The following is a 24,126-nucleotide window of genomic DNA, read 5'->3' as shown; positions in this document are numbered from 1 at the left end:
ATCAACATGCGGATGGGTGGAGAATGAGCTTACGGGTCAAGGTGAAGGAACGGTTCGGGAAGAGGTTCGACGACGAGATCCGCTTCTTCCGGGGCATGATGCAGGGGCCGAAGACGGTGGGCTCGATCGTGCCGACCTCCTCGATCACCGCCAAGCGAATGGCAAGCGTCGTCGATATCCATTCCGGGCTGCCGGTGCTTGAACTCGGACCGGGCACGGGCGCCATCACCAAGGCCATTCTCGGCCGCGGCGTCCGTCCGGAAAATCTCGTTGCAATCGAATATTCGACGGATTTCCACAAACATCTACAGCGAACCTATCCCAGCGTGCACTTCATCAACGGCGATGCCTTCGATCTTCAGACCACTCTTGGCAATTTCAGCGGTCTCACCTTCGATTCCGTCGTCTCGGGCATTCCGCTTCTGAATTTCCCGATGGCGAAGCGCATCTCGCTGCTCGAAAGCCTGCTCGATCGATTGCCGGCCGGCCGGCCGATGGTGCAGATTTCCTATGGCGCGATCTCCCCGATCGCCGCCAATCCCGACCGCTACCATATCCAGCATTTCGACTTCGTGATGCGCAATATTCCGCCGGCGCAGCTCTGGATCTATAAGCGCGGCTGAGATGTTCGGGATCTACATCACTCATCCGCAGGTCAGGATCGACGCCAACGTGCCCGTGCCGAAATGGGGGCTTTCCGATGTCGGCGCGGCGCGCGCCCGCAAAGCAGCCGAGAGCGGCTGGGCGAGGCAATTGCGGCGCATCGTCTCCAGCGACGAGACGAAGGCGATCGAAACGGCCGAAATCCTGGCGGAAGCTTCCGGGGTGACCGTCGAGATCGTGCATGGCATGCATGAGAACGACCGCTCGGCCACCGGCTTCCTGCCGCCGCCGCAATTCGAAGAAGCAGCAAACTGGTTCTTTGCCCATCCGGAACAGAGCTTCAAAGGCTGGGAGCGCGCCGTCGACGCGCAGGCCCGCATCGTCGAGGCTGTGAACGCCGTTCTTGCCACGTATGATGCGACGGCGCCGATCGCCTTCGTGGGCCATGGCGGCGTCGGCACGCTGCTCAAATGCCATCTGGCCGGCAGGCCGATCTCCCGCGATCGCGACCAGCCGGGCGGTGGCGGCAATCTCTATGCTTTCGGCCTTGCGGATCGCCGCTTATCATGCGACTGGACACCCATCGAAGACTGGCAGGGGTGACTTCAGATGGACGCACGCGAGCGGTTGATCGTCGGCCTGGATGTTCCAACGATCGGCGAGGCGGAAAGACTGGTTTCCACGCTCGGCGACGACATTCTCTTCTACAAGATCGGCTATCAGCTGGTCTTTGCCGGCGGCCTGGAATTCGCCCGCGATCTTGCCACCAGCGGCAAGAAGATCTTTCTCGACATGAAGCTGCTCGACATCGACAACACCGTGGCCTCCGGCGTCGAGAACATCGCCAAGATGGGCATGTCGATGCTGACGCTGCATGCCTATCCGAAAGCGATGAAGGCGGCGGTCGAGGCCGCGGCCGGCTCCGGCCTCTGCCTGCTCGGCGTGACCGTGCTGACCTCGATGGATGCCGACGACCTTGCCGATGCCGGCTATAGCCAGGATCCGCACAGCCTGGTGCTGCGCCGCGCCGAACAGGCGCGCGCGGCCGGCATGGGCGGTATCGTCTGCTCGGCGGAGGAAGCGGCTGCGGTGCGCGAAATCGTCGGACCCGACATGGCGATCGTCACCCCCGGCATTCGCCCTGATGGTAGCGACAAGGGCGACCAGAAGCGGGTGATGACGCCTTTCGACGCGCTGAAAGCGGGAGCGACGCATCTCGTCGTCGGCCGGCCGATCGTCAAGGCGCCGGATCCCCGAGATGCCGCCCGCGCGATCCTCAGCGAAATGGTGAGCGCGCTCTGGCCGGCAAATCGCTAACCAGATTCAACGGCAAAAGGGAGAAGACCATGGCCAAAGGATACTGGATCGCCCGCGTCGACGTTCGCGATGCCGAGCGCTACAAGGATTACGTGACGGCGGCCAAGCCGGCCTTCGAAAAATACGGCGCGAATTTTCTGGCGCGCGGCGGCGCCTTTACCGAGCTCGAGGGCAAGGCGCGCGTCCGCAACGTGGTGATCGAATTCCCCTCGATGCAACATGCGGTCGACTGCTATAATTCGCCGGAATACCAGATCGCCGCGAAAATCCGCCAGGAAGCGGCCGATGCGGAAATGGTCGTCGTCGAAGGCGTCTGAGCAACTTCGCGTTCGCAAAAACTGACGGCGTGATGGGCCTTCCCGTCGCGCAGGGATTCGGCTAAGACGAGAGCCAATTCAGCATCCCGCCAAGCCTTTCGAGGAGCCTGCCATGACCCTTGCCAACCTGCCGCCGCTCGTCACCGTGTTCGGAGGGTCCGGCTTCGTGGGCAGGCACGTGGTTCGGGCGCTGGCCAAGCGCGGCTATAACATCCGCGTCGCCGTGCGCCGTCCCGATCTCGCCGGCTTCCTGCAGCCGCTCGGCAATGTCGGCCAGATCTCCTTCGTGCAGGCGAACCTGCGCTATCGCAGCTCGATCGACCGCGCCGTCGACGGTGCGAGCCACGTCGTCAACTGCGTCGGCATTCTGCAGGAGACCGGCCGCAACACTTTCGACGCCGTACAGGAATTCGGCGGCCGTGCGATCGCCGAGGCGGCGCGCGGCGCAGGTGCGACGCTGACGCATATTTCAGCGATCGGCGCCGACGCGAAATCCGATTCCGACTATGGCCGCACCAAGGGTCGCGCCGAAACGGCCATCCTCTCGGTCAAGCCCGATGCAGTGATCTTCCGTCCGTCGATCGTCTTCGGACCGGAAGACAGTTTCTTCAACAAGTTTGCCGAGATGGCGCGCATGTCGCCGATCCTGCCGCTTATTGGCGGCGGCAAGACGAAATTCCAGCCTGTCTATGTCGAAGATATCGCCGAGGCCGTCGCCCGCGCCGTCGACGGCAAGGTTGCCGGCGGCAAAGTCTATGAGCTTGGCGGGCCTGAGGTGCTGAGCTTCCGCGAATGTCTCGAGACGATGCTGAAGGTGACGTGCCGCAAGAACCCGCTGGTATCCCTGCCCTTCGGCGTCGCTTCGATGATCGGCAGCATCGCCTCGCTGATCCCCTTCATAACGCCGCCGATCACGCCGGACCAGGTGCGCATGCTGAAGCGCGACAATGTCGTCTCCCCGGAAGCCGAGGCGGAAGGCCGTACGCTGAAAGGCCTCGGCATTGCGCCCACGATGGTGGCATCGGTGCTCGGCTCCTATCTCGTGCACTATCGTCCGCACGGCCAATACACCGGCACCGGCAAGGCCGCCTAAGACTTTTTCCAGACGATGAGGGCTTTTCCAGCCGATGAAACTTGGCCGTCTGCGGATCCGGCGGGCGGCCTTTTGGGGTTGCCGTGTCCTGCAAAGCCCGGCGCAAGTTTGAAGTGTTCTGGTGCTCGGCATATTCAGCAGCGTTGCATAAAAGACGCATCGGAAATTTTGTGGAATTAACGCCAAATTTAGCAGGAACGTTTATTGCTATTTGCCATTCCACTGACTACCAAACCCGCGCGTCTTCCAACGGACTCAACGCCTGCGGTCGCGCGCGGCAATCACTGTGAAAGGCAATTCTCAATGGGCAAGTCAATCGCGCTCCTGTTTGCGTGTGCGGCGCTGGTTATCCTTGCAGGCTCTTTCGTTGCGCCCGGTTCGGTCGCGGCGGTAAAGGGCGATTGCTCGCCGGCCTACGGCGTCGATCCTTGCTCTACGGCTTCGATCATCCATTGACGAAAAGCCCGGCCTGCGCCGGCATCCTGCTCCCAGCAAGCAGTCGGGAACGCCTGAAACAGGGCACTTCGAGATCGCCGCTCAGTCTCGCCTGCTTCAAAACGGCGGCGGGAGCGTATCCCCTCAATGACTAGAGCGGTTCAGCTTTTAACGGAAGCGCAGAACCGCTCTATCCTTTTGTTTTTACGCAATTCCGGACGGAAAACCGCTTCGCACTTTTCCTGGAATTGCTCTAACTGAAAAAATCGGCGCTTTGCCGGTAATCGGGTGCCTGTTTGTGCGGTCCGACGGGGCATTTGCATTCGCGCCGGGCGTTGCGCGAATGCAATGCAGGACGGATGTCTCAGGCAATCAAGCCGGTCGCGGCCATGCCGAGCAGCAAAACACCGAGAATGATGCGGTAGATGGCAAATAGCGTAAACCGGTTACTTCTGATATAGGCCAGCAGCCATTTGACGGCGATGAAGGCGACGATCGTGGACACGACGAAGGCAATGCCGAGCGCCGTCCAGTCTTCGCCTGCCGCTCCGCCATCTCTGAACGTCTTCAGCAATTCATAGCCACTGGCGGCGTACATTGTGGGAATGCCGACGAGAAAGGCGAATTCGGTCGCCGCAGCGCGGTTGCCCGTGCCTGCCAGCATGGCAACGAAGATGGTGGCGCCGGAGCGCGAGGTTCCCGGGAAGACGCCGGCAACGATCTGGGCGATGCCGACCAGGATGGCGACAAGCCAGGTGATCTCTTTATGGGGCGGCCTGCGGGCGGCGGCCCATTCGGCGAAGATCATCCAGATACCGCCGATGATGAGCGCCCAGGCAATCGGTGTTGCAGTCTCCGGCAGTTCAAAGCCGAGCCGCTTGACGACCAGTCCGAGAATGGCGGTGATGAGAAAGGCGACGATCAGCTTGGCGGCATAATCGCGATTGACCGGGTCGCGCCAGCCGAGCACCAGATCCACCAGACGACGCCAGTAGATGATGGTGACGGCGAGGATGGCACCCGCCTGGATGACGATGTTGAACATGTCCGACCGGTGGCCGAGCCATTGCTCCGCAATGATGAGATGGCCGGTGCTCGAGATCGGCAGAAACTCGGTGATCCCCTCTATGATACCGAGAATGATAGCACTTATATAATCCATACATTGTCTCCGGTTTAAAGTTCGGCCGGGCCTGAACGCTTGGGTCGATCGGGCCGCCGTTTCCAATCATTCGTTAGACCGTGTTTCGCCATCGTCAGATGGGGTAAAATCCGATTCGCTTGTATTGGCGGGGCCAAGCTCCTATAGCTTCAACCAATGAGTCATGACTAGGGCGCTATAATCGAGCTGCCACACAGTCCTGTAACAGCAATCACAAAGCCCGAGTATCGATGCCCACGCTTTATCATCATCCCATGTCATCCGCATCTCGCTTCGTCCGGCTGATCCTGGCGGAATACGGCTATCAGGCGGATCTGATCGAAGAACAGACATGGGAGAAGCGCCGGGATTTCCTGGCGCTCAATCCGGCCGGAACGCTGCCTGTTTATGTTGACGACAGCATGCGCGCGCTTTGCGGCGCGAGTGTCATTTCCGAATATCTGGACGAGACGCATGGCGTCTTGAAGCGCGACCGGCGGCTGCTCGCCGAAGACCCTTTCCAGCGCGCGGAAATCCGCCGGCTGACCGAATGGTTCATGCAGAAGATGGAAAACGACGTGACCAAGCCGCTCGCCCGCGAGCGTGTCTATAAGTTGCAGATGAGCGCCGATCAGGGCGGCGGAGCGCCGGATTCGAAGGTTTTGCGCACGGCTCGCGCGAATATCCGCCAGCATATGCGCTATCTGACCTGGCTTGCCGGCTCGCGTCAGTGGCTGGCCGGCGAGCGGATGAGCTATGCTGACCTTGCCGCCGCGGCCTCGATCTCGATCCTCGATTATCTCGGCGAGATCGAGTGGGCGGATTCGCCCGTCGTCAAGGACTGGTATCAGCGGCTGAAGTCGCGTCCGTCCTTCCGGCCGATGCTGACCGAGCGCGTGCGCGGCCTGACACCGGTTTCACACTATGCCGATCTGGACTTCTGACGAGGGCTCTTCATGCCCGAACCTGACAATGACGACAAAGACCGCCGCCGCCGCGACAATTTGACCGAGTTCGTCCGGGCGGAATCTGCCGCCAAGGGCTTCGATCTCTGCCGCATCACGCGCCCGGATGCGATCCCGCAAGCGAAAGAACGTCTCGGCCAGTTCATCGATGCCGGGCGCCACGGGACGATGGACTGGATGGCGGAGACGCGCGACCGGCGCGGCGATCCCCGCACACTCTGGAGCGAGGTGCGCTCCGTCGTCGTCTTCGGCCTCAATTACGCCCCGGAAGAAGATCCCCGAGGTATCCTCGACAAGCCGGACAAGGCAGCGATTTCGGTCTATGCCCGCAACCGCGATTATCACGACGTCATCAAGGGCCGGCTGAAGGAGATCGCCACGCGCTTTGCGGCGCGGGCGGGCGCCGATGTGAAGGTCTTCGTCGATACGGCGCCGGTCATGGAGAAACCGCTGGCGGAGGCAGCCGGACTCGGCTGGCAGGGCAAACATACCAATCTCGTCAGCCGCGTTCATGGCTCCTGGCTGTTCCTCGGCACGATGTTCACCACCGCCGATCTAGCCGTCGATGCGCCGGAGGCCGATCATTGCGGCTCCTGCCGCGCCTGCGTCGACATCTGTCCGACGGCTGCCTTTCCCGCGCCCTATCAGATCGACGCGCGGCGCTGCATCTCCTATCTGACCATCGAGCACAAGGGACCGATCGACGCCGATTTGCGCGGGCTGATCGGCAATCGCATCTATGGCTGCGACGACTGTCTTGCCGCCTGTCCGTGGAACAAGTTCGCAAGCTCCGCCTCCGAGATGAAGCTACAGGCGCGGGAAGATCTGAAGGAGCCGTCGATCGCCTTTCTGCTGACGCTTGACGATGCCGCCTTCCGTGCCTTTTTCAGCGGCTCGCCGGTGAAGCGGATCGGCCGCGACCGTTTCGTCCGCAACGTGCTGATCGCCGCCGGCAATTCCGGCGACAAAGTGCTCATCGGGCCATGTCGCCGGCTTTCGGCCGATCCCTCGCCCGTGGTGCGCGGCATGGCGGTCTGGGCGCTTTCGCGACTGATGGAGGCTGGCGAATTCTCGGCCTTTGCCGCACAAAGGGCGGACGAGAGAGATGACGACGTATTGAACGAATGGCGATTGGCAGGAGTGGGCTGATGCATGTGAGGATCTTTGGCTGTGGTTATTCCGGCACGGCGATCGCCAAGGCCTTTGCCGGCGACGGCGTGCGGGTTTCCGGCACCACGCGCTCACCTGACAAAGTGGAAGCGCTCCGCGAAAACGGCATCGAAGCGTTCCTTTTCGACGGAGAGAGCATGGAGGACGGGCTCCGCCAGGCGCTGGCAAGCGTCACGCATCTCGTGCAGTCGATCTCACCTGGACAGGCCGACCCGCTGCTGCGGCTGCTCGGTAAAGACGGCGCACGCCTGCTGCCGAAGCTCGAATGGATCGGTTATCTCTCCACCGTCGGCGTCTATGGTGATCACCAGGGCGCCTGGGTGAGCGAGGAAACGCCCTGCCTGCCCGTTTCCGGACGGTCGACCGAGCGGCTCGAGGCGGAAGAGGGCTGGCTGGCGATGGGCCGGGAGCGCGGCGTGCCGGCGGCGGTGCTTCGCCTTTCCGGCATCTATGGGCCGGGCCGCAACGCCTTCTGCAATCTGGACAAGGGCACGGCGCGACGGCTGATCAAGAAGGACCAGGTGTTCAACCGTATTCGCGTCGAGGATATCGGCGCGGCTACACGCTTTCTGTCGGAGCGCGGCCTCGGCGGCATCTATAATGTCACCGACGACCGGCCCGGCCCGCCGCAGGACGTGATCGTCGAGGCAGCCCGCCTGATGGGCGTCGAACCGCCGCCGGAACAGGCGTTCGAGACCGCCGAACTGACGCCGATGGCGCGCACCTTTTACGGCGAGAACAAGCGGGTTTCGAATGCGAAACTGAAGGCCGCCGGCTTCGTATTCTCCTTCCCGAACTATCCTATGTCGCTTGCGCAATTGTGGCAGGATGGACGCTGGCGTGGGGAGTAGAACTCAGTCCTATTTGCGACGGATACGCTCACCCAAAATGAGTAGGAAATTCCTACTTTCCCGCTTTGGCCGGACAATTTTCGCCGCATCTTATGGTTAACGGCCTTTGAATTTGCCCAAATGTGGCAGTAAATATGGCGAAATCGGAAAAATATTTTCGCGATTTTCGTGAACGCCATGGCATTAACTATCCCTTCGGAAAATTCGTTCGGATTTTAACTGATTTTATTAGGTTTTTTCCACGTTTGGGCGCGGCGCGCATTCCTGAAATCCCGACATCCCACTCACGAGTGTTGCAGATTGTAATACTCCGTGAACTGACGCGGCACTTTTTCGCCACTTTTTCACAGATTTAAGCCCCGCCGCCTGCAAGGGCGTTGAGTTCAATAGTTGAGGGATACTCTGTTTTGAAGAAAATACGTCGTTCTATTATCGCCGCTGTAACTATTGCAGCCTGTTCTTCCATGCTTCCGGCGGAAGGTTTTGCTGGCAATGGTTGTGGCGGTGCTTCATGGTACGCACTTCGCTCCAAAACTGCTTCCGGGGAACGTATGAACCCTGCCATCTTGACTGCCGCACATCGTTCGCTTGCTTTCGGCACCAAGGTGAAGGTCACCAACCGCAACAATGGCCGCACCGTCGTCGTTCGTATCAACGATCGTGGTCCGTTCATCCGTGGTCGTGTGATCGACCTGTCGCGCGCTGCCGCGCAGAATATCGGCATGGTAAGCTCCGGCACTGCGAAGGTCTGCTACCAGGTCATCGGCTGAGGCCACCACTGATTGCGCCGGAAGCGGCGCTTGCTCTTGCCGTCAATCGCGGTTACCACCCGGTTGAGACTTGTGAACAATTGACTGCGTGACACTCGCGTTTGCGCTAATCGTTCACACGCCACGGCAACAGGAGACATGTGAATGCGTCTGGGCGGCCGCCTCGAAGGGGCGATTTCTGTGCTCGCGGACATCGATGCCCGCAAGCGGCCCGTCGCCGACGCGCTGAAGGACTGGGGCCTCGCGCACCGCTTCGCCGGCTCCGGCGATCGTGCTGCGATCGGCAACATCGTCTATGACGCACTGCGCATGCGGCTTTCCCATGCCTGGCTGATGGATGACGACAGTGCTGCGGCCGTTGCCCACGCCGTCATGTTTCGCCAATGGGGTTTTACATCAGACAGTCTTGCCGCTGAGTTGGCGGACGACAAGTTTGCGCCGGCGCCGCTTTCGGCCGACGCCGTTGCGGCCTTTCAAAGCCGCTCGCTCGATGACGCGCCACCGCATATTCGCGGCGATATTCCCGAATGGGTCCAACCCTCCTTCGAAAAGGCCTTCGGCGCCGGCTGGCTCGCCGAGGCACAGGCGCTCGCCGCCCGCCCGACGCTCGATCTGCGCGCCAACCTGCTCAAAGCCTCCCGCGACAAGGTCGTCAAGGCGCTCGAAAGAGCCAACGCGCATGCAGCAAAGATCGCCCGCTACGGCATCCGGATTGCCGCTGGCGAAGGCGCCTCGCGTCTTCCCAACGTGACAGCCGAGCTTTCGTTCCAGAAGGGCTGGTTCGAAGTTCAGGACGAGGGATCGCAGATCGTCGCCGACCTGGTGCTCGCCCATGATGGCGAACAGGTTCTCGATTATTGCGCCGGCGGCGGCGGCAAGACGCTCGCCATGGCGGCCGCCATGCAGAACAAGGGACAGGTTCACGCCTATGACGCCGACCGCAAACGGCTGGCGCCGATCATCGAGCGGCTGAAGCGGGCGGGCACGCGCAATGTCCAGGTGCATGACGACGTCAGAGCGCTCTCCGCCCTTGCCGGACGCTGCGATAAGGTGCTGGTCGACGCGCCCTGCACCGGCACCGGCACGTGGCGCCGCCGCCCCGATACGAAGTGGCGGCTGACGGCGAAAAACCTCGACGAGCGCACCGCCCAGCAGCAGGACGCGCTGGCGCAGGCGAGCGGCTTCGTCAAATCAGGCGGCGATCTGATCTATGTGACCTGCTCGGTCCTGCCCCAGGAAAACGAGGAGCAGGCGCGCCGCTTCACGGCTGATAATCCTGACTTTCAGCTCGTCAGCGCCCTGCCTGCCTGGGAAGCCCTGTTCGGCAACGATGCCCCGCGTCCGCATTCGTCCGACGGCCTGACGGTAACGCTGACGCCCGCCTCCACCGATACCGACGGCTTCTTCTTCTGCCGCATGCAGCGCAAGGGCTGACGCGGCTTACAGAGGCCTGCGCAGCTGCCGGTTTTTCAAGCAAATGCCGGTCAAAAATGACCGGTTAGCCGCGCCTGTCTATTCTTAAAATCATTCCAAACTAGAGAATTTGACACCAGTTTGCTTTTGCGCGAAGAGACGAAGCCCGATTAGACGGAAAATCCCGTCAGAGGAGAGGATCATGAAGCTCAACCGCAAATTCCGCGCAGCCGTGCTGGCGATCGCCCCCGCAGCCCTGCTCGCCCTTCCCGCGCATGCCGAGACCGACGCTGCTAGCGTGGTGAAACACTATGCCGATGTGGCGCATGCGAAATACGAGGACTCGCTGACGACGGCCAAGGCGCTCGATGCTGCGATCGACGCCTTCCTGAAGGCGCCGACCGACGCGACGCTCAAGGCGGCCAGGGACGCCTGGATCAAGGCGCGCGTCCCCTACCAGCAGACGGAAGTCTATCGCTTCGGCAATCCGATTGTCGACGACTGGGAAGGCAGGGTCAACGCCTGGCCGCTCGATGAAGGCCTGATCGACTATGTCGACGCTTCCTACGGCACCGAGAGCGACGAAAATTCTCTCTATGTGGCAAATGTCATCGCCAACAAGACGATCAAGATCGACGGCAAGGATGTCGACGCTTCCAAGCTGACGCCGGAATTCCTCTCCGGCTCGCTGGCCGAGGCCGGCGGCATCGAAGCCAATGTCGCGACCGGCTATCATGCCATCGAATTCCTGCTCTGGGGTCAGGATCTGAACGGCACGGGGCCTGGCGCCGGCGACCGTCCGGCAACGGATTACGACCTCAAGAATTGCACGCACGGCAATTGCGACCGCCGCGCCGAATATCTGAAGTCCGCCTCCACCCTGCTCGTTTCCGACCTGCAGGAAATGACCGATAACTGGAAGCCGGACGGTGCTGCGACGAAGAACGTCGAAGCCGATCCGAAGGCCGGCCTCGTCGCGATCCTGACGGGCATGGGTTCGCTTTCCTACGGCGAGCTTGCCGGCGAGCGCATGAAGCTCGGCCTGCTGCTGCACGATCCCGAGGAAGAGCATGATTGCTTCTCGGACAATACCTACAACTCGCATCTCAACGACGCGATCGGCATCGCTGCCGCCTATACCGGCAACTATACCCGCGTCGACGGCACCAAGCTCAGCGGCCCGTCGCTGCACGATCTGGTGGCCGCTAAGGACAAGGCGCTCGATGCCGAAGTTGAAGGCAAGCTCAACAAGACGCTCGATGCGATGAATGCCATGTCAAAGCGCGGCGAGACGGTCGAGAAGTACGACCAGATGATCGGCGAAGGCAACAAGGAAGGCAACGCCGTCGTCCAGGCCGCCATCGACGGGCTGATCGACCAGACGAAATCGGTGCAGCGCGTTATTGCCACACTCGATCTCGGCACGGTTCAGCTTGAAGGTTCCGACAGCTTGGATAATCCTAACGCCGTCTTCCAATAAGCAAAAAGGCGGGCCGCTTCGAAAGCCGGTGCGGCCCGGACCCTGAAATGTCGCATGCCCCGGCCCGCCGATTTTTTGCCAGCGCAACGCTCTGCGCAACGCTTGCCGGTTTTTCCGTCAGCATCGCCGCCGGTTTCGATCTGCCGAGCAAACGCACCGACCTCTCCGAGGCCGATCTGAAACGCGTCGCCGATGTGACGCGGCCGACAGCGGATTTTTCCAAGGCCGAACAATACGAAGCCATGCAGGCGGGTGCGACAACCTCGATCGATCCCGTCACCGAAGACAGCTTCTCGCATATTTCGGCCAATATCCCCTTCGAGGAAGAGCAGAATTTCAAGCTCGGCAATGCGCTCTTCCGCAAGCTCTGGGTGTCCGCTCCTTCCTCGACACAGGCTTCCGATGGTCTTGGGCCGCTGTTCAACGCCCGCTCCTGCATGAGCTGCCATGTCAATGACGGCCGCGGCAAACCGCCGGAGGGAGGTCCGAGCGCCACCTCGATGTTCCTGAGGCTTTCGCGCGCCGCCACGACGCCGGAGGAAGAAACGGCGGTCGCGCGTGCCGATGTCGTCAATTTTCCCGATCCAGTCTACGGCCATCAGCTGCAGGACCTCGCCGTTCCCGGGCTTGCCGCCGAAGGGAAGATGGCGATCAGCTACCGCGACGAGAGGGTGACGCTTGGCGACGGCGAGACCGTATCGCTGCGCCGGCCGAGTTATGCGGTGACGAACCTTGGCTATGGGCCGCTCGATCCCGCGACGACGATTTCGCCGCGTGTCGCCTCGGCGATGATCAGCCTCGGACTGATCGAGGCCATTCCCGAGGCCGATATCCTTGCCCATGCCGATCCTGACGATGCCGACGGCGACGGCATTTCGGGGAAGGCTGCGGTTGTGCGCGACCATCGCAGCGGCAAGATCGCGCTCGGCCGCTTCGGCTGGAAGGCGCAGAACGCCACGGTGCGCGACCAGAGTGCGGATGCCTTCGCCAACGATATCGGTATCTCGACGCCCGATCACCCGGATGCGCAGGGCGATTGCACCAAGGCGGAAGAAAAATGCCGTGATATGCCGACCGGCGTGCAGAAACGGCTGGGCGCAGAAGAAGCGCCGGGTCCCATTCTCGACCTCGTCACCTTCTATTCCGGAAATCTTGCCGTTCCGGCACGGCGCAAGGCGAGTTTCCCCGAGACGCTGCAGGGCAAGCGGATTTTTTACGAAAGCGGCTGCATTTCCTGTCACGTGCCTAAATTCGTCACCCGGCGGGATACGCCGGACAAGGCGCAGTCCTTCCAGCTGATCTGGCCCTATTCCGACTTTCTTCTGCACGACATGGGCGACGGGCTTGCCGACGGGCAGCAGGTCGGCCTTGCAAGCGGACGTGAATGGCGCACGCCGCCGCTATGGGGTATAGGACTGACCCGGACTGTCAGCGGACACAGCTTTTTCCTGCATGACGGCCGTGCGCGGAGCCTCACCGAAGCGATCCTCTGGCACGGCGGCGAAGCTGAAAAGGCCCGCAACGCGTTCTCCTCCCTGCCGAAAGACGACAGGGCGGCCCTGATTACATTCCTGGAGTCACTTTGATGCGCCTTTGGCACCCCCTGCTCTGCCTTACTCTGATCGGCCTCGCCACATCCGCGGCCGCCCAGACTGTTGCTCCCCCGGCAGGGCTGAACGAGGATGCCGTTCCCGCCGTCATGCAGCGCGCCGTCGACGAGGTGATCCGTCCCGGCTATCGCAACATGCAGCAATCCGCCGCCCGGCTGACCACGGCGATGAAGGATCTTTGCGCCGACGGCACGCAGCAGACGCTCGACAAAGCGAAGTCCACCTTCGACGACACGATCCGCTATTGGTCGATCATCGAGATCGTCCAGACCGGGCCTGTCATCCAGGACAATCTCTTCGAGCACATCCTGTTTTATCCCGACCGCAAGGGCGTCGGCCTCAAGCAGGTGCAGGCGCTGATCGCCAAGGCCGATCCGAACGACGCGACCGTTGATGCGATCGCCGGCAAGAGCGTTGCGTTGCAAGGCCTGACGGCGCTGGAATACGTCCTTTACGGCAATGGCTCCGATGATCTCGTCGGGCAGAAAGGCAGTTTCCGCTGCCTTTACGGCCAGGCGGTCGCCGGCAATATCCAGCGTGAGGCCGGCGAAGTCGTCGCCGCCTGGGAAAAACCCGACGGCGTGCAGGCGAGCTGGAAACATCCGGGCCCGCAGAGCAACGATTTCATGGACAACAAGGAAGCGGTGACGGCGCTGCTCGGCATTCTCGTCCGTGGGGCGGAGAATGTCCGCGACCAGCGGCTGGAGCAATTCTACAAGGGCAAGGACACCGCGCCACGGCCGCGCATGGCGATCTACTGGCGCTCCAAGAACACCTGGAAATCAATGGCCGCCAATCTGGAGGGCCTGCGCACGCTCTGGCAGAAGGCCGGCATGGCCGAGCTCCTGCCGCCGGACAAGCAGCCGATCGCTGCCTCGATCGACCAGGACTTCAAATCGCTGCTCGACAGCGTGCCGAAGCTCAATCCCGACATCGACGTCGCCGTCAGCGATGCGGAGAAGGCCAAGCTCGATGCGCTGCTTGCCGACAGCCGCGACCTGATTACCAGGATCAGCGACGAATATGGCGCGGCGATCGGCCTTTCGGCCGGCTTTTCCTTTTCGGACGGAGACTGAGACGATGATGCGAAGTGCCGCAATCGACCGACGCAGTTTCGTCAAGGCCGCCGGCCTTGGCTTCCTTGCTTCTTTGGCGCCGAGGTCGCTGATGGCACTCGAGCGGACCGATGCGGTCTATGCCTCGGGCATTCGGGCAGCCGACGGCTCCTTTGCCATTGCGACCGTGACCGAGCGCGGCGAGATCGTCGATCAGGTGGCGCTTCCCGCCCGCGCCCACGGCATGGCCTTCAGCGCCAGTACCGGCAAGACGGTCGCCTTCGCGCGCCGGCCCGGCACCTATGCGATGATCTTCGATCCCTGGAACAAAAGCGAGCCGATCGTCATCAGCTCCAGGGAGGACCGGCATTTCTACGGCCACGGCGCCTTCTCTCCTGACGGCCGTTTGCTCTATGCCAGCGAGAACGACTTCGACGGTAATCGCGGCATGATCGGCCTCTACGACGCCACGAACCGCTTCAACCGCATCGGCGAATTCGAAACCTACGGCATCGGTCCGCACGACATGACCGTTTCCGACGACGGACGCCTGCTGATCGTCGCCAATGGCGGCATCGAGACGCATCCGGATTTCGGCCGTACCAAGCTCAATCTCGGAGAGATGCAGCCGTCGCTGGCGCTGATCGATGCGGCAACCGGTGCGCTGGTCGAAAAACATGTGCTGCCGGCGGAATGGGCAGAACTCTCCACCCGCCATGTCGATCTCGATGGCGCGGGCCGCATCTGGTTCGCCTGCCAGTATGAAGGCCACCGCAAGGATTTGCCGCCGCTTGTCGGCCATTTCGCCAAGGGCGAGGATCTTACCTTTATCGACCTGCCGGAGGAGACAATGCGCAGGCTCGCCAATTACGTCGGGGCGATCGCCGTCAATCGCAGTGAAGGTCTCGTCGGCATCACCTCGCCGAAAGGCGGCGCCTCGGTGACCATCGACGCTAGGACGGGCAAGATGCTGGCCGAGACTTCCGTACCGGATGCGGCGGGCATCGCGCCGGCTAGAAGCGGCTTTGCCGTCTCCTCCTATGACGGCGATTTCCTGTCGACCCGCAGCGACGTCGCCTGGGATCAGCACATCGTGCGGATCTAAATCAGGGAAGGCAGGGCTTTAACCGGAACGCGCATAGGCTTTCTGCTCGGCGCCGACGCTCGATGCCGCGGCTCTTGCCGCCTCGTGCAGCCATTCGTTTCCCCGCGCCGCCAAATCCTTCAGGATCGCCGCAACCGCAGCCGCATCGTCGGAATGACAATTGGCGATCTCAAAGCCCATCAGTTCTAGCATCGTCGGCGAAAGCAGGATCTCGGGATGCCGGTCGATTTCGATCTTGCAGCTGTTCGGCGAGAGCCGGCGCACGAGGATGCGGCCGGAGACCCGATAGTGAGGATCGACTGAGCGCGCCCGCCCATTGGCGATCTCGCTTGCATGGATCGCCACATCCCGCGGGTTGTGGCGAAGCGACCAGGCGGACGGCACCAGCGCCTTTGCCTCGCGCAGCACCGGCCCACCCTGCCATTCGGCATAGGCGACGAAACGCGGCCGGCCGAGGCTGCCGGTGCCGCCGCTGCGTGGCTTCGCCACGAAGGATCCTGACCCCAACGGCAGCGCGTCTGCGAGCGCCTTGACATAGGCTGGTGGTGCCGGCTTCTTGCCGGGCTGCAGCATTTCGTATTTCTCCCAGAATTCCCGGCGTTCGGAATTCGGCAGCAGCAGCGCCTTGCGCAGCCATTTGTGGTCGCGCTCGAGGATGACGGGCAGCGGATTTTCAAGGCCTCTGCGATAACCGCTCAAGATCAATTCGCCGATCATGCGAACCGAGGGACCGTCGCCGCCGCGGGCGAGGACAGCGCTTGCCGCAAGGCGAACGAGATCCAGCGCATAGGGCATCACCGCCGCGTCGTCGAAATCATTGACGCCCCAGACGAGCCGGCCCTCGATATCGCGCCAGGTGCCGAAATTCTCCAGATGCGTGTCGCCGATCGCCAGTACCTCAGGCGCGCCCGTCAGTTCCGGGCAGATATCGCGGATGATCTCGCACCAGCGCCAATAGGTGGCGCGCAGGAAGACGAAATCGTCGCTCCGCATCTTCTCGTGCTTCTCCCGGAGATCGTCCTTGACGAGATCGTCGCCGAGTTCACCTGCCAGCCAGGTCTCGAAATTCCGCACCGATTGCGATATCGTCGTCATGCTGGCGCTCCATCATTTCGCGACCCGATGCGGAGAATACGCGCACCGCGCGAAGCTGCAATCGTCTTCGCATCGAATCGCCATATCGAGCGGTACTGGCCAGCGGTACCAGCCAGCTGTGCCGGCTTGCACGGCGACGGAAAGGTGAAGGGTTGCCTCGGCGACACGGTCCCGGGTTTCCATCAGCGCCCGGACCGATTTCAGCAATGTCCAGCTTGTCGAATGCGGCGCGCCATGCCACTTTCGCGGCTGCAAGAGGGGCAGACATGAGCGAGACTGACAGGGGCGATTTCCGCGCGCGAATCCGCCGCAATTTTGCGCGCCAGGCGGCGATGGAAACGATCGGCGCGGAGCTGACGCGCGTCGAGCACGGCGTCGTCGAGATCGAGCTACCCTTCGACGTCAAACTGACACAGCAGCACGGAATCCTGCATGCGGGCATCATTTCCGCAGCGCTCGATTCGGCATGCGGCTTTGCCGCCTATAGCGTCATCGACCCGGAAGCCTCGATTCTGACGATCGAGTTCAAGGTCAATCTCATGTCGCCGGGGCGTGGCGATCGTTTCCTGTTTCGCGGGGAAATCACCAAACCCGGCTCCACCATCATCGTCGCGGACGGACGAGGCTACGCGATCAGCGACGGGCCGGCGAAACTGATCGCCTCCATGACCGGAACGATGATGGTGATCCGCGGTAGAGAGGGCATTACGGGATGAAGTTCGAACTGAAATCGGTCGCGGGGAAATCCATCCTTTTCGTCATGGCGGCGGAGGCCGAATATGGTCCCTTCCTGCGTTCGCGCATCGAACCTCTGATGACCGGCGTCGGCCCGGTCGAGGCAGCCATCGCGCTGAGCAAGACATTGGCGCGGCTGGATGCCGTCGACGACCTGCCCGATCTCGTCGTCTCCCTCGGCTCGGCCGGCTCGGCGAAACTGGAGCAGACCGAAATCTATCAGGTGACCTCGGTTTCCTACCGCGACATGGACGCCTCGCCGCTCGGCTTCGAAAAGGGCAAGACACCCTTTCTCGACCTGCCGGCAACGCTCGAGCTGCCGCTGCGCATTCCCGGCATTGCCGAAGCAAGCCTTTCCACCGGCGGCAATATCATCTCGGGCGCCGCCTATACCAATATCGACGCCGACATGGTCGACATGGAGACCTATGCGGTGCTGCGGGCCTGCCAGGGCTACAAACTGCCGCTGATCGGCCTTCGCGGCATTTCCGACGGCGCCGTCGAGCTGCAGCATATCTCCGGCTGGACCGAATATCTGCACATCGTCGACCGCAAGCTATCTTACGGCGTCGACAGCCTATTCACGGCGCTGGAGGACGGGGTTTTCTGGTTCTGAGCCTTTGAATGGATCATGTCCCGGCAGGTGGTGTAGGTGGCGGGAGATAGCAAAGCCGAGTGCCGGGGTTTCTGACCGGCGCTTGCTCAGGAACGTCTTTGCACTGTGAACCTCTTCAGGGCCGCGAGCGTTTCCGGGCTGACATGATGCTCCATCGGCGCCGGTCGTGACCCCACCTGCGCGTCGAATTACGATTGACAATCAACATGATGCGTTTCACCAGACCGGGGTCAACCTTCGCTTCTGATTCACAATGGCTGTTCAAATGGATCTTGCCTCATCGGCTGTCAGCGCATTCTCGCGCGTGCCTGAAACGATGATCTCCAGCACTTCATGCTCGTCGGTATTCCTGACGTAGCGATCGCCGACATATTCGCCGCGCTTGAGGACCATGACGCGATCGCCCACGGCAAAAATATCGATAAGGCGGTGTGAGATGATGATCTGGGCGACGCCCTGCTTCTTCAGTTCCAGCATGGTTTCGAGCAGCCGTTCCGTCGCCATCACGGAAAGGTTGGCGGTCGGCTCGTCGAGGATCACGACGCGCGGCTCGAACGAGATTGCGCGGGCGATTGCGACGGATTGCTGGCGGCCGCCCGACAGGCTTTCGACCTTCTGATAGACGGAGTTCACGTCGACCTTGAGCCGTTTCAGCACGCTGTCGGCTTCCGCATACATCTTCCGCCTGTTAACGAAAGGGCCTTTGAGCGGCCAGCGGCCAAGGAAGATGTTCTGGCCGACATCCATGTTGCCGCAGAGCGCGAAATCCTGGTAGATCATCTCGATGCCGACGTCGCGGCTCTCATGCGGGCTCTTGAACCGCACCGGTTGTCCGGCAACGAGGATATCACCCGCATCGCGCTGATAAGCACCGGTCAGGATCTTCATCAACGTCGATTTGCCGGCGGAGTTGTCGCCGACCAGGCCGAGAATCTCACCGGGATAAAGCGTGAGATCGACCTTGCGAAGCGCCTGCACGGCTCCAAAGGCTTTTTCGATGCTCCGCATTTTCACGATCGGCTCGGATGGTGTCGCGTCAGCCATGACTACTGTCCCGTGTTGGCGCGCGCCTTGCGAGGCGGGTTCGCAGGCGTCCGAAAATGTTGGTCTGGCGCACCCATATGTCGATCAGCACCGCCACGATCAGGATGATGCCGATAAAGACATTGATCCAGTGCTGCGGCATGCTGAACCCCTGCACGTTGAGTTGCAGGAGTGCCCGGACGAGCGTGATCGAGGCCGCTCCCGCAAGCGCGCCGATCATGGTGCCGTAGCCACCGAAGATCGATCCGCCGCCTATGATCACGGAGGCGATGGCGTCGAGCTCGCGAAACTGGCCGGCAACGGGGTTGAAGCTGCGAAAGTAAGCGACGTTGATGATCCCCGCCATGCTCGCGCAGAGCGCCGACAGCATGAGCGAGATGAAGCGCACGCGGTTGGTGTTGATGCCGGCATAGGCAGCGGCGCGGACGTTGCCGCCGGCGGCGCAGACCTTCAGCCCGAACGGTGTATAGGCGAGCACGATGCCGGCGATCACGGCGATGAAAAACATCCAGATCGTCTGGATGCTGACGACCTCGGCCACCGTGCGAATGATCCCCGACGGTAGCGAAAGGCCGAAATGAAGGAGGACGTCGTTCACCTTGCGTCCGAGCAGGTTGTAACCCTCGGACCAGCCGGTCAGCTGTTGCCCTGCGACGAGCCAGGCGGCGAGGCCCCGGGCAATGTAGAACATGCCGAGCGTGGCGATGAAGGCAGGCAATTTGAAGCCGACGACGACCATGGCGTTGACGGCTCCGGCGATCATCCCCGCAAACAGGCCCATCGTCACGGCGGTGAGCGGATCGGCGCCGAGCACCTTCAGGAAATAGGCCGCGGTGCTGCCGGCAAGGGCAAGCACCGCGCCGACGGAGAGATCGATATCGCCGGCTGCGATGACATAGGTGAGCCCGACGGTGATGAGGGCCAATTCCGTGTAATTGAGCAGGATGGCAAAGGTGTTGGGCAGGTTCCACCAGTAGTCCGGCCTGAGCACGAGGCCCGTCAGCCACAACACGACGGTCAGGATGATGGCCAGTGCGTCGCGGCGGGCAAGAAACTTGCCGAGCCCGGTGGCAGACAGCGCCATGTCGGCCGCCATCGCCCCCTTGGTCTGCACACCTTCGATCGCCATGCCGCCCATCTCGTAGGCCGGCGGGGGTGGCCGGCCGCGCAGCCATGCCCATAGCCGGGCCGCGACCTGGCGCCGAATGAGGAAGGGCTCGATAAGCACGGCGATGACGAGAAGGAGGCCCAGGAAAACCAGCACGGCGCCTGCGGGCAGGGTGAACTTGGCGCCGACTACGATGCTTTCACCGTCGATCACGACGATGCGCGTGATCGGCCATCCCTCGCGCAGCACCTTGTCGATCAGGACGACGACCGCAGCACCTAGGCAAGACCCGATGACGCGACCGCGCCCGCCAAGGATCGATGCTCCGCCGATGACGACAGATGCGATAACGGTGAGTTCCCAGCTGACACCATAGAGAGGGGTCACGCCTTTGTCCTGCGCGGCCGACAGGAGAGCCGCCAGGGTTGCGCAAAGCGAGGAGAGCAGATAGGCGCGAATGCGCACCCAGCGTGTGCGAATGCCGGCATAGGCCGCCGCCTGCTCGTTTCCGCCGGTGGCGAAAGTCTCATAGCCCCAGCGGGTCTTGGCAAGCACATAGGCCCCAACGATGGCGATGAAGAAGAAGATCGCGATCTGGTTGTTGAAGCCGAGGATATTCGTCTCGCCCAGGTGGAAGAACAGCGGATGGTCTTTCGCCTTGTCGGAGTAATAGATTGCCTGGCCATGCGTCAGCGCCAGCACGAAACCGCGGCCGATGAAGAGGATCGTCAGCGTCGCGATGAAGGCCGGCACTTTCAGGACGGTGACGAGCACGCCGTTGATCAGGCCGATCGCCGTGCCCAGCAGCACGCAGAGGATCGCCGACTGGATCACGCCGAAATCGAGAAAGCTCGGGGCAAAAAGCCTGGCGAAGACCACCGCGATCAGGCCGTAGGTCGAACCGACCGAAAGATCGAGATCCCTGTTGACGATGACGAAAGTCATCCCGACCGCGATGATGCCCACACGGGACGTATCGCGCAGAAGCGCGTGAAGGGCCTCCGTCGATCCGAAAAAGGCCGGATTGACGATTGCCCCGCCGAAATAGAGCAGCGCAAGGAACATGAGGAGCCCCGCCTCCCAGCCGCCGACGAGCTGGGGCGGCGCACGGCCGAGCGATGTCGTCGTGGCGGGCTCCATCAGTTTCTACCGAAAATGAATTTCTACCGAATGAGTTTCTACCGACCGATCCTTGCCTTCGCGTGGCGGGATGGCTCGCACCCTCCCGCCTTGATTTCAGACGTTTCGAACGGCAGTCAGTTCTCGAAGCGCTTGCCGACGTTGGCGACCGTTTCCTTCGTCACAAGCTGGGCACGCGTGTCGAGATTGGCAGCCGCGATACCGCGATCGATCTGCAGATAAAGCTGCATGACGGGCCAGAAGCCCTGCAGGAAGGGCTGCTGGCCGAGCGAGCCGGTCAGGTTCCCCGCTGCGATGCCTTCCTGCTGCGCCGGGCCGAGATCGAAACCATAAGCGCACAACTTGCCTGTCCGCCCCATCTGGGCAACCGCCTTGACGAGCGGCGGCGTAAAGACGTTGTTGGCTGTGAAGGCGCCGACCACGTCGCCGCGGGACTCGAAGAGAGAAACAAGTGCGTTGACGGGGTCGTTCGGGTTCGTGTCGATGCCGACATTCTCCGGACCGGCGTCAACCTTGAAGGCATCGAGCTTGCCGGCGTCCTTCAGCGTCTTGACGATGGCATTGAAGGCGGCGGTGACACGGTTGTTCACCTCGATATTGCCCATCGCGGTGGAGGACGGCAGCACGATCGAACCGCTGGTCGCGCCGCTGGCAAGCACGCAATTTGCAAGCGCCTCGCCCCCGATTGCCGCCGCCGACGCATCCTGGCCGGTGTGGCTGATCGCGCTCCGGTGCAGAATGGTGCCGTCGAACGAGTTGGTCGTCGCGATCGGGATGCCAGCCGCCTCGGCAGCCTTGACGATGTCGTTATAGGCGCCGACCTGCGGCGTCGTCATGATGATGCCGTCGATCGTCGGGTCCTGAACGATCTGGTTCAGGATCTCGATCTCGCGGGCGGGGTCGTCCACCGGCGATTCCGAACCGAGCAGCAATATCTTGGCACCGATCATATTGCCGGCGACGGTCGCGCCGACATAGACAGGGTCAAAGAAACCATTGCCTGCCGTGTGCGTCACGATCGCGAAGGTCAGATGACCGTCAGCCGAATGGAAATCCTTGGTGCCGGGGGCCTCTTTTGCCGCTTCCTCGAAGTTATAGCCGCCAACCGCTTTCTCGACGCCGCCCGACTGCGCAAATGCATGCGAGACACCGAGCGACAGTATCGCGGCCGATGCCGCGTAGAACAATACCCGCCTCATGATTGGTCCTCCCTTGAAACCAAGGGAGGAAAGCCGTTCCAGCGCAATGTATCGAGAGTGGGCCGAAGGCTTATCCTCCCATTCTCTAATATTCCGCGCAATTCTGGTTCAAGTAAACCGCAAACCCATCGTACTTGTGAATTTTTCGCGTTGGAAGCGTCCGATAACCGTTTTTGAATGGCAGGTGACAGGTTGGTGGGGTTGGGACAATCGGAACAATAAAAACCTGGTGCCGCCGATTTCCCGGATTGCAAGGCGAGGCGCTTTTCATTAAAGCCTCGCCATGACCCATACAGCACATCCCGACTCCGTTCTCATCGTCGATTTCGGCAGCCAGGTGACCCAGCTCATCGCACGACGCGTGCGCGAGGCCGGCGTCTATTGCGAGATCGTTCCCTTCCAATCGGCCGAAGAGGGCTTCAACCGCCTGCAGCCGAAGGCCGTGATCCTGTCCGGCAGCCCGGCTTCCACGGTGGACGAGGGATCGCCGCGAGCGCCCCAGATCATCTTCGACAGCGGCCTGCCGGTGTTCGGCATCTGCTACGGCCAGCAGACGATGTGCATGCAGCTCGGCGGCAAGGTCGAGAGCGGCCATCACCGCGAATTCGGCCGCGCCTTCCTCGATGTCGACAGGGACTGCCAGCTGTTCGAGGGCCTCTGGTCCTCCGGCTCGCGCCATCAGGTCTGGATGAGCCATGGCGACCGCGTCACCGCGCTGCCGGACGGTTTCGAGGTGGTCGCCACCTCCTCCAACGCGCCCTATGCCTTCATTGCCGACGAGAACCGCAAATATTACGGCGTGCAGTTCCACCCCGAGGTCGTGCATACGCCCGACGGCGCCAAGCTGATCGGCAATTTCATTCACAACATTGCCGGCATCAAGGGCGACTGGTCGATGTCGGCCTACCGCCAGAAGGCGGTCGAGCAGATCCGTGCGCAGGTGGGCGACAAGCGCGTCATCTGCGCCCTTTCGGGCGGTGTCGACAGCTCCGTCGCAGCCCTCTTGATCCACGAGGCCGTCGGCGACCAGCTGACCTGCATCCTCGTCGACCACGGGCTGATGCGCAAGGATGAGGCCGCCGGCGTCGTCGCCATGTTCCGCGAGCACTACAATCTGCACCTGCTGCACGTCGATGCTGCCGATCGCTTCATCGGCGAACTCGAGGGCGTCAGCGACCCGGAAACCAAGCGCAAGATCATCGGCAGGCTGTTCATCGAGACGTTCGAGGAAGAGGCAAAAAAGCTCGGCGGCGCCGACTTCCTCGGCCAGGGCACGCTCTATCCCGACGTGATCGAGAGCGTTTCCTTCACCGGCGGCCCGTCGGTGACGATCAAATCGCACCACAATGTCGGCGGCCTGCCGGAGCGCATGAAGATGCAGCTCGTCGAGCCGCTGCGCGAGCTCTTCAAGGACGAGGTGCGCGCGCTTGGCCGCGAGCTCGGCCTGCCCGACAGCTTCATCGGCCGCCACCCCTTCCCCGGCCCCGGCCTTGCGATCCGCTGCCCCGGCGGCATCACCCGCGAAAAGCTGGAGATCCTGCGCGAAGCCGATGCGATCTATCTCGACGAAATCCGCAAGGCCGGCCTCTACGACGCCATCTGGCAGGCCTTCGCCGTGCTGCTGCCCGTCCAGACCGTCGGTGTCATGGGTGATGGCCGCACCTACGAATTCGTCTGCGCGCTGCGCGCCGTCACCTCCGTTGACGGCATGACGGCCGATTTCTACCACTACGACATGGAATTCCTCGGCCGCGCCGCGACCCGCATCATCAACGAGGTGCGCGGCATCAACCGCGTGGTCTACGATGTTACCTCGAAGCCGCCGGGCACGATCGAGTGGGAGTGACGGGGAGTAGTATCGGAC

General features: G+C 62.1%; 23 protein-coding genes. 18 read left to right on the top strand and 5 right to left on the bottom strand.

Annotated elements, in window-relative coordinates; all coding sequences use genetic code 11:
* Positions 1-23 precede the first annotated feature (23 nt).
* The 6 genes from pmtA to RlegSU303_RS24295 all read left to right on the top strand — a co-directional run bounded on the left by pmtA (position 24) and on the right by RlegSU303_RS24295 (position 3,786).
* Positions 24-623, top strand: a complete 600-nt coding sequence (gene pmtA / locus RlegSU303_RS24320; protein WP_131643952.1) for a phospholipid N-methyltransferase PmtA — start codon at positions 24-26, stop codon at positions 621-623.
* 1 nt (position 624) lies between these two features.
* Positions 625-1,206: a histidine phosphatase family protein gene (locus RlegSU303_RS24315; RefSeq protein ID WP_131643951.1), complete on the top strand. Its 582-nt coding sequence runs from the start codon at positions 625-627 to the stop codon at positions 1,204-1,206.
* 6 nt (positions 1,207-1,212) lie between these two features.
* Positions 1,213-1,920, top strand: a complete 708-nt coding sequence (gene pyrF, locus RlegSU303_RS24310) for an orotidine-5'-phosphate decarboxylase (protein ID WP_131719514.1) — start codon at positions 1,213-1,215, stop codon at positions 1,918-1,920.
* A 29-nt stretch (positions 1,921-1,949) separates the two neighbouring features.
* Positions 1,950-2,237 (top strand): DUF1330 domain-containing protein, encoded by a 288-nt coding sequence (locus RlegSU303_RS24305; protein ID WP_094086884.1) that lies wholly within the window; start codon positions 1,950-1,952, stop codon positions 2,235-2,237.
* A 112-nt stretch (positions 2,238-2,349) separates the two neighbouring features.
* Positions 2,350-3,330, top strand: coding sequence for a complex I NDUFA9 subunit family protein (locus RlegSU303_RS24300; RefSeq protein WP_131719513.1), 981 nt, complete (start codon positions 2,350-2,352; stop codon positions 3,328-3,330).
* A gap of 303 nt (positions 3,331-3,633) precedes the next feature.
* Positions 3,634-3,786 (top strand): hypothetical protein, encoded by a 153-nt coding sequence (locus tag RlegSU303_RS24295; RefSeq protein ID WP_003544729.1) that lies wholly within the window; start codon positions 3,634-3,636, stop codon positions 3,784-3,786.
* A 343-nt stretch (positions 3,787-4,129) separates the two neighbouring features.
* On the opposite strand, the gene RlegSU303_RS24290 is transcribed toward RlegSU303_RS24295, so the two are convergent.
* Entirely contained in the window at positions 4,130-4,927 is a 798-nt protein-coding gene (locus tag RlegSU303_RS24290; RefSeq protein WP_017962915.1) for an undecaprenyl-diphosphate phosphatase, read from the bottom strand.
* 230 nt (positions 4,928-5,157) lie between these two features.
* On the opposite strand from RlegSU303_RS24290, the gene RlegSU303_RS24285 reads away from it, so the two are divergent.
* The 9 genes from RlegSU303_RS24285 (at position 5,158) to RlegSU303_RS24245 (ending at position 15,325) form a co-directional block, all read left to right on the top strand.
* A complete protein-coding gene (locus tag RlegSU303_RS24285; protein WP_020052564.1) occupies positions 5,158-5,850 on the top strand; it encodes a glutathione S-transferase family protein in 693 nt (230 codons plus the stop codon).
* Positions 5,851-5,862: 12 nt separating this feature from the next.
* The gene (queG, locus tag RlegSU303_RS24280) at positions 5,863-7,020 is read left to right on the top strand and encodes a tRNA epoxyqueuosine(34) reductase QueG (protein ID WP_131719512.1); all 1,158 of its coding nucleotides are present in this window, start codon (positions 5,863-5,865) and stop codon (positions 7,018-7,020) included.
* Positions 7,020-7,892: an SDR family oxidoreductase gene (locus RlegSU303_RS24275; protein ID WP_131719511.1), complete on the top strand. Its 873-nt coding sequence runs from the start codon at positions 7,020-7,022 to the stop codon at positions 7,890-7,892. Before queG ends, RlegSU303_RS24275 begins: the two co-directional genes overlap by 1 nt.
* Before the next feature lie 407 nt (positions 7,893-8,299).
* On the top strand, positions 8,300-8,662 hold the full coding sequence (locus RlegSU303_RS24270; protein ID WP_017962911.1) for a septal ring lytic transglycosylase RlpA family protein: 363 nt from the start codon (positions 8,300-8,302) through the stop codon (positions 8,660-8,662).
* A gap of 144 nt (positions 8,663-8,806) precedes the next feature.
* A complete protein-coding gene (locus RlegSU303_RS24265) occupies positions 8,807-10,096 on the top strand; it encodes an RsmB/NOP family class I SAM-dependent RNA methyltransferase (protein ID WP_131719510.1) in 1,290 nt (429 codons plus the stop codon).
* A 181-nt stretch (positions 10,097-10,277) separates the two neighbouring features.
* Entirely contained in the window at positions 10,278-11,555 is a 1,278-nt protein-coding gene (locus RlegSU303_RS24260; protein WP_131719509.1) for an imelysin family protein, read from the top strand.
* A 47-nt stretch (positions 11,556-11,602) separates the two neighbouring features.
* Complete coding sequence (locus tag RlegSU303_RS24255) at positions 11,603-13,141, top strand: di-heme oxidoreductase family protein (RefSeq protein ID WP_168277794.1); 1,539 nt, start codon at positions 11,603-11,605, stop codon at positions 13,139-13,141.
* Positions 13,141-14,241: an imelysin family protein gene (locus RlegSU303_RS24250; protein ID WP_131719507.1), complete on the top strand. Its 1,101-nt coding sequence runs from the start codon at positions 13,141-13,143 to the stop codon at positions 14,239-14,241. The genes RlegSU303_RS24255 and RlegSU303_RS24250 overlap by 1 nt, the downstream gene beginning before the upstream one ends.
* A gap of 4 nt (positions 14,242-14,245) precedes the next feature.
* Positions 14,246-15,325 (top strand): DUF1513 domain-containing protein, encoded by a 1,080-nt coding sequence (locus tag RlegSU303_RS24245; protein WP_131719506.1) that lies wholly within the window; start codon positions 14,246-14,248, stop codon positions 15,323-15,325.
* Positions 15,326-15,343: 18 nt separating this feature from the next.
* Here the strand turns inward: RlegSU303_RS24245 and RlegSU303_RS24240 are convergent, their stop codons facing one another.
* Positions 15,344-16,420 (bottom strand): DUF2252 family protein, encoded by a 1,077-nt coding sequence (locus RlegSU303_RS24240; protein WP_131719505.1) that lies wholly within the window; start codon positions 16,418-16,420, stop codon positions 15,344-15,346.
* Between the two features lie 266 nt (positions 16,421-16,686).
* Here RlegSU303_RS24240 and RlegSU303_RS24235 point away from each other — a divergent pair, with 266 nt between their 5' ends.
* Positions 16,687-17,136 (top strand): PaaI family thioesterase, encoded by a 450-nt coding sequence (locus tag RlegSU303_RS24235; RefSeq protein ID WP_003544704.1) that lies wholly within the window; start codon positions 16,687-16,689, stop codon positions 17,134-17,136.
* On the top strand, positions 17,133-17,771 hold the full coding sequence (locus RlegSU303_RS24230; RefSeq protein ID WP_018485266.1) for a 5'-methylthioadenosine/S-adenosylhomocysteine nucleosidase: 639 nt from the start codon (positions 17,133-17,135) through the stop codon (positions 17,769-17,771). Before RlegSU303_RS24235 ends, RlegSU303_RS24230 begins: the two co-directional genes overlap by 4 nt.
* A 261-nt stretch (positions 17,772-18,032) precedes the next feature.
* On the opposite strand, the gene RlegSU303_RS24225 is transcribed toward RlegSU303_RS24230, so the two are convergent.
* The 3 genes from RlegSU303_RS24225 to RlegSU303_RS24215 form a co-directional block, all read right to left on the bottom strand.
* The gene (locus RlegSU303_RS24225) at positions 18,033-18,815 is read right to left on the bottom strand and encodes an ATP-binding cassette domain-containing protein (RefSeq protein ID WP_131719504.1); all 783 of its coding nucleotides are present in this window, start codon (positions 18,813-18,815) and stop codon (positions 18,033-18,035) included.
* The gene (locus RlegSU303_RS24220; RefSeq protein WP_131719503.1) at positions 18,808-21,063 is read right to left on the bottom strand and encodes an ABC transporter permease; all 2,256 of its coding nucleotides are present in this window, start codon (positions 21,061-21,063) and stop codon (positions 18,808-18,810) included. The genes RlegSU303_RS24225 and RlegSU303_RS24220 overlap by 8 nt, the downstream gene beginning before the upstream one ends.
* A gap of 116 nt (positions 21,064-21,179) precedes the next feature.
* On the bottom strand, positions 21,180-22,262 hold the full coding sequence (locus tag RlegSU303_RS24215) for a substrate-binding domain-containing protein (protein WP_131719502.1): 1,083 nt from the start codon (positions 22,260-22,262) through the stop codon (positions 21,180-21,182).
* Between the two features lie 283 nt (positions 22,263-22,545).
* Between RlegSU303_RS24215 and guaA the strand changes: the two genes are divergently transcribed.
* Positions 22,546-24,108, top strand: coding sequence for a glutamine-hydrolyzing GMP synthase (gene guaA / locus RlegSU303_RS24210; RefSeq protein ID WP_131719501.1), 1,563 nt, complete (start codon positions 22,546-22,548; stop codon positions 24,106-24,108).
* The last annotated feature ends 18 nt before the right edge of the window (positions 24,109-24,126 follow it).

The sequence above is a fragment of the Rhizobium sp. SU303 genome (assembly GCF_021052345.1).
GTDB lineage: Bacteria > Pseudomonadota > Alphaproteobacteria > Rhizobiales > Rhizobiaceae > Rhizobium > Rhizobium laguerreae.
This window is presented reverse-complemented; position numbering and strand designations above follow the sequence as displayed.

Excerpts from the sequence above, each read along its gene's own strand:
- RlegSU303_RS24300 (WP_131719513.1), top strand. The coding sequence starts at position 2,350 with ATGACCCTTGCCAACCTGCCGCCGCTCGTCACCGTGTTCGGAGGGTCC.
- RlegSU303_RS24305 (WP_094086884.1), top strand. The coding sequence starts at position 1,950 with ATGGCCAAAGGATACTGGATCGCCCGCGTCGACGTTCGCGATGCCGAG.
- RlegSU303_RS24240 (WP_131719505.1), bottom strand. The coding sequence starts at position 16,420 with ATGACGACGATATCGCAATCGGTGCGGAATTTCGAGACCTGGCTGGCA.
- pyrF (WP_131719514.1), top strand. The coding sequence starts at position 1,213 with ATGGACGCACGCGAGCGGTTGATCGTCGGCCTGGATGTTCCAACGATC.
- RlegSU303_RS24265 (WP_131719510.1), top strand. The coding sequence starts at position 8,807 with ATGCGTCTGGGCGGCCGCCTCGAAGGGGCGATTTCTGTGCTCGCGGAC.
- RlegSU303_RS24235 (WP_003544704.1), top strand. The coding sequence starts at position 16,687 with ATGAGCGAGACTGACAGGGGCGATTTCCGCGCGCGAATCCGCCGCAAT.
- RlegSU303_RS24225 (WP_131719504.1), bottom strand. The coding sequence starts at position 18,815 with ATGGCTGACGCGACACCATCCGAGCCGATCGTGAAAATGCGGAGCATC.
- guaA (WP_131719501.1), top strand. The coding sequence starts at position 22,546 with ATGACCCATACAGCACATCCCGACTCCGTTCTCATCGTCGATTTCGGC.
- RlegSU303_RS24245 (WP_131719506.1), top strand. The coding sequence starts at position 14,246 with ATGATGCGAAGTGCCGCAATCGACCGACGCAGTTTCGTCAAGGCCGCC.
- queG (WP_131719512.1), top strand. The coding sequence starts at position 5,863 with ATGCCCGAACCTGACAATGACGACAAAGACCGCCGCCGCCGCGACAAT.
- RlegSU303_RS24220 (WP_131719503.1), bottom strand. The coding sequence starts at position 21,063 with ATGGAGCCCGCCACGACGACATCGCTCGGCCGTGCGCCGCCCCAGCTC.
- RlegSU303_RS24215 (WP_131719502.1), bottom strand. The coding sequence starts at position 22,262 with ATGAGGCGGGTATTGTTCTACGCGGCATCGGCCGCGATACTGTCGCTC.
- RlegSU303_RS24295 (WP_003544729.1), top strand. The coding sequence starts at position 3,634 with ATGGGCAAGTCAATCGCGCTCCTGTTTGCGTGTGCGGCGCTGGTTATC.
- RlegSU303_RS24250 (WP_131719507.1), top strand. The coding sequence starts at position 13,141 with ATGCGCCTTTGGCACCCCCTGCTCTGCCTTACTCTGATCGGCCTCGCC.
- RlegSU303_RS24255 (WP_168277794.1), top strand. The coding sequence starts at position 11,603 with ATGTCGCATGCCCCGGCCCGCCGATTTTTTGCCAGCGCAACGCTCTGC.
- RlegSU303_RS24275 (WP_131719511.1), top strand. The coding sequence starts at position 7,020 with ATGCATGTGAGGATCTTTGGCTGTGGTTATTCCGGCACGGCGATCGCC.
- RlegSU303_RS24260 (WP_131719509.1), top strand. The coding sequence starts at position 10,278 with ATGAAGCTCAACCGCAAATTCCGCGCAGCCGTGCTGGCGATCGCCCCC.
- RlegSU303_RS24315 (WP_131643951.1), top strand. The coding sequence starts at position 625 with ATGTTCGGGATCTACATCACTCATCCGCAGGTCAGGATCGACGCCAAC.
- RlegSU303_RS24290 (WP_017962915.1), bottom strand. The coding sequence starts at position 4,927 with ATGGATTATATAAGTGCTATCATTCTCGGTATCATAGAGGGGATCACC.
- RlegSU303_RS24230 (WP_018485266.1), top strand. The coding sequence starts at position 17,133 with ATGAAGTTCGAACTGAAATCGGTCGCGGGGAAATCCATCCTTTTCGTC.
- RlegSU303_RS24285 (WP_020052564.1), top strand. The coding sequence starts at position 5,158 with ATGCCCACGCTTTATCATCATCCCATGTCATCCGCATCTCGCTTCGTC.
- pmtA (WP_131643952.1), top strand. The coding sequence starts at position 24 with ATGAGCTTACGGGTCAAGGTGAAGGAACGGTTCGGGAAGAGGTTCGAC.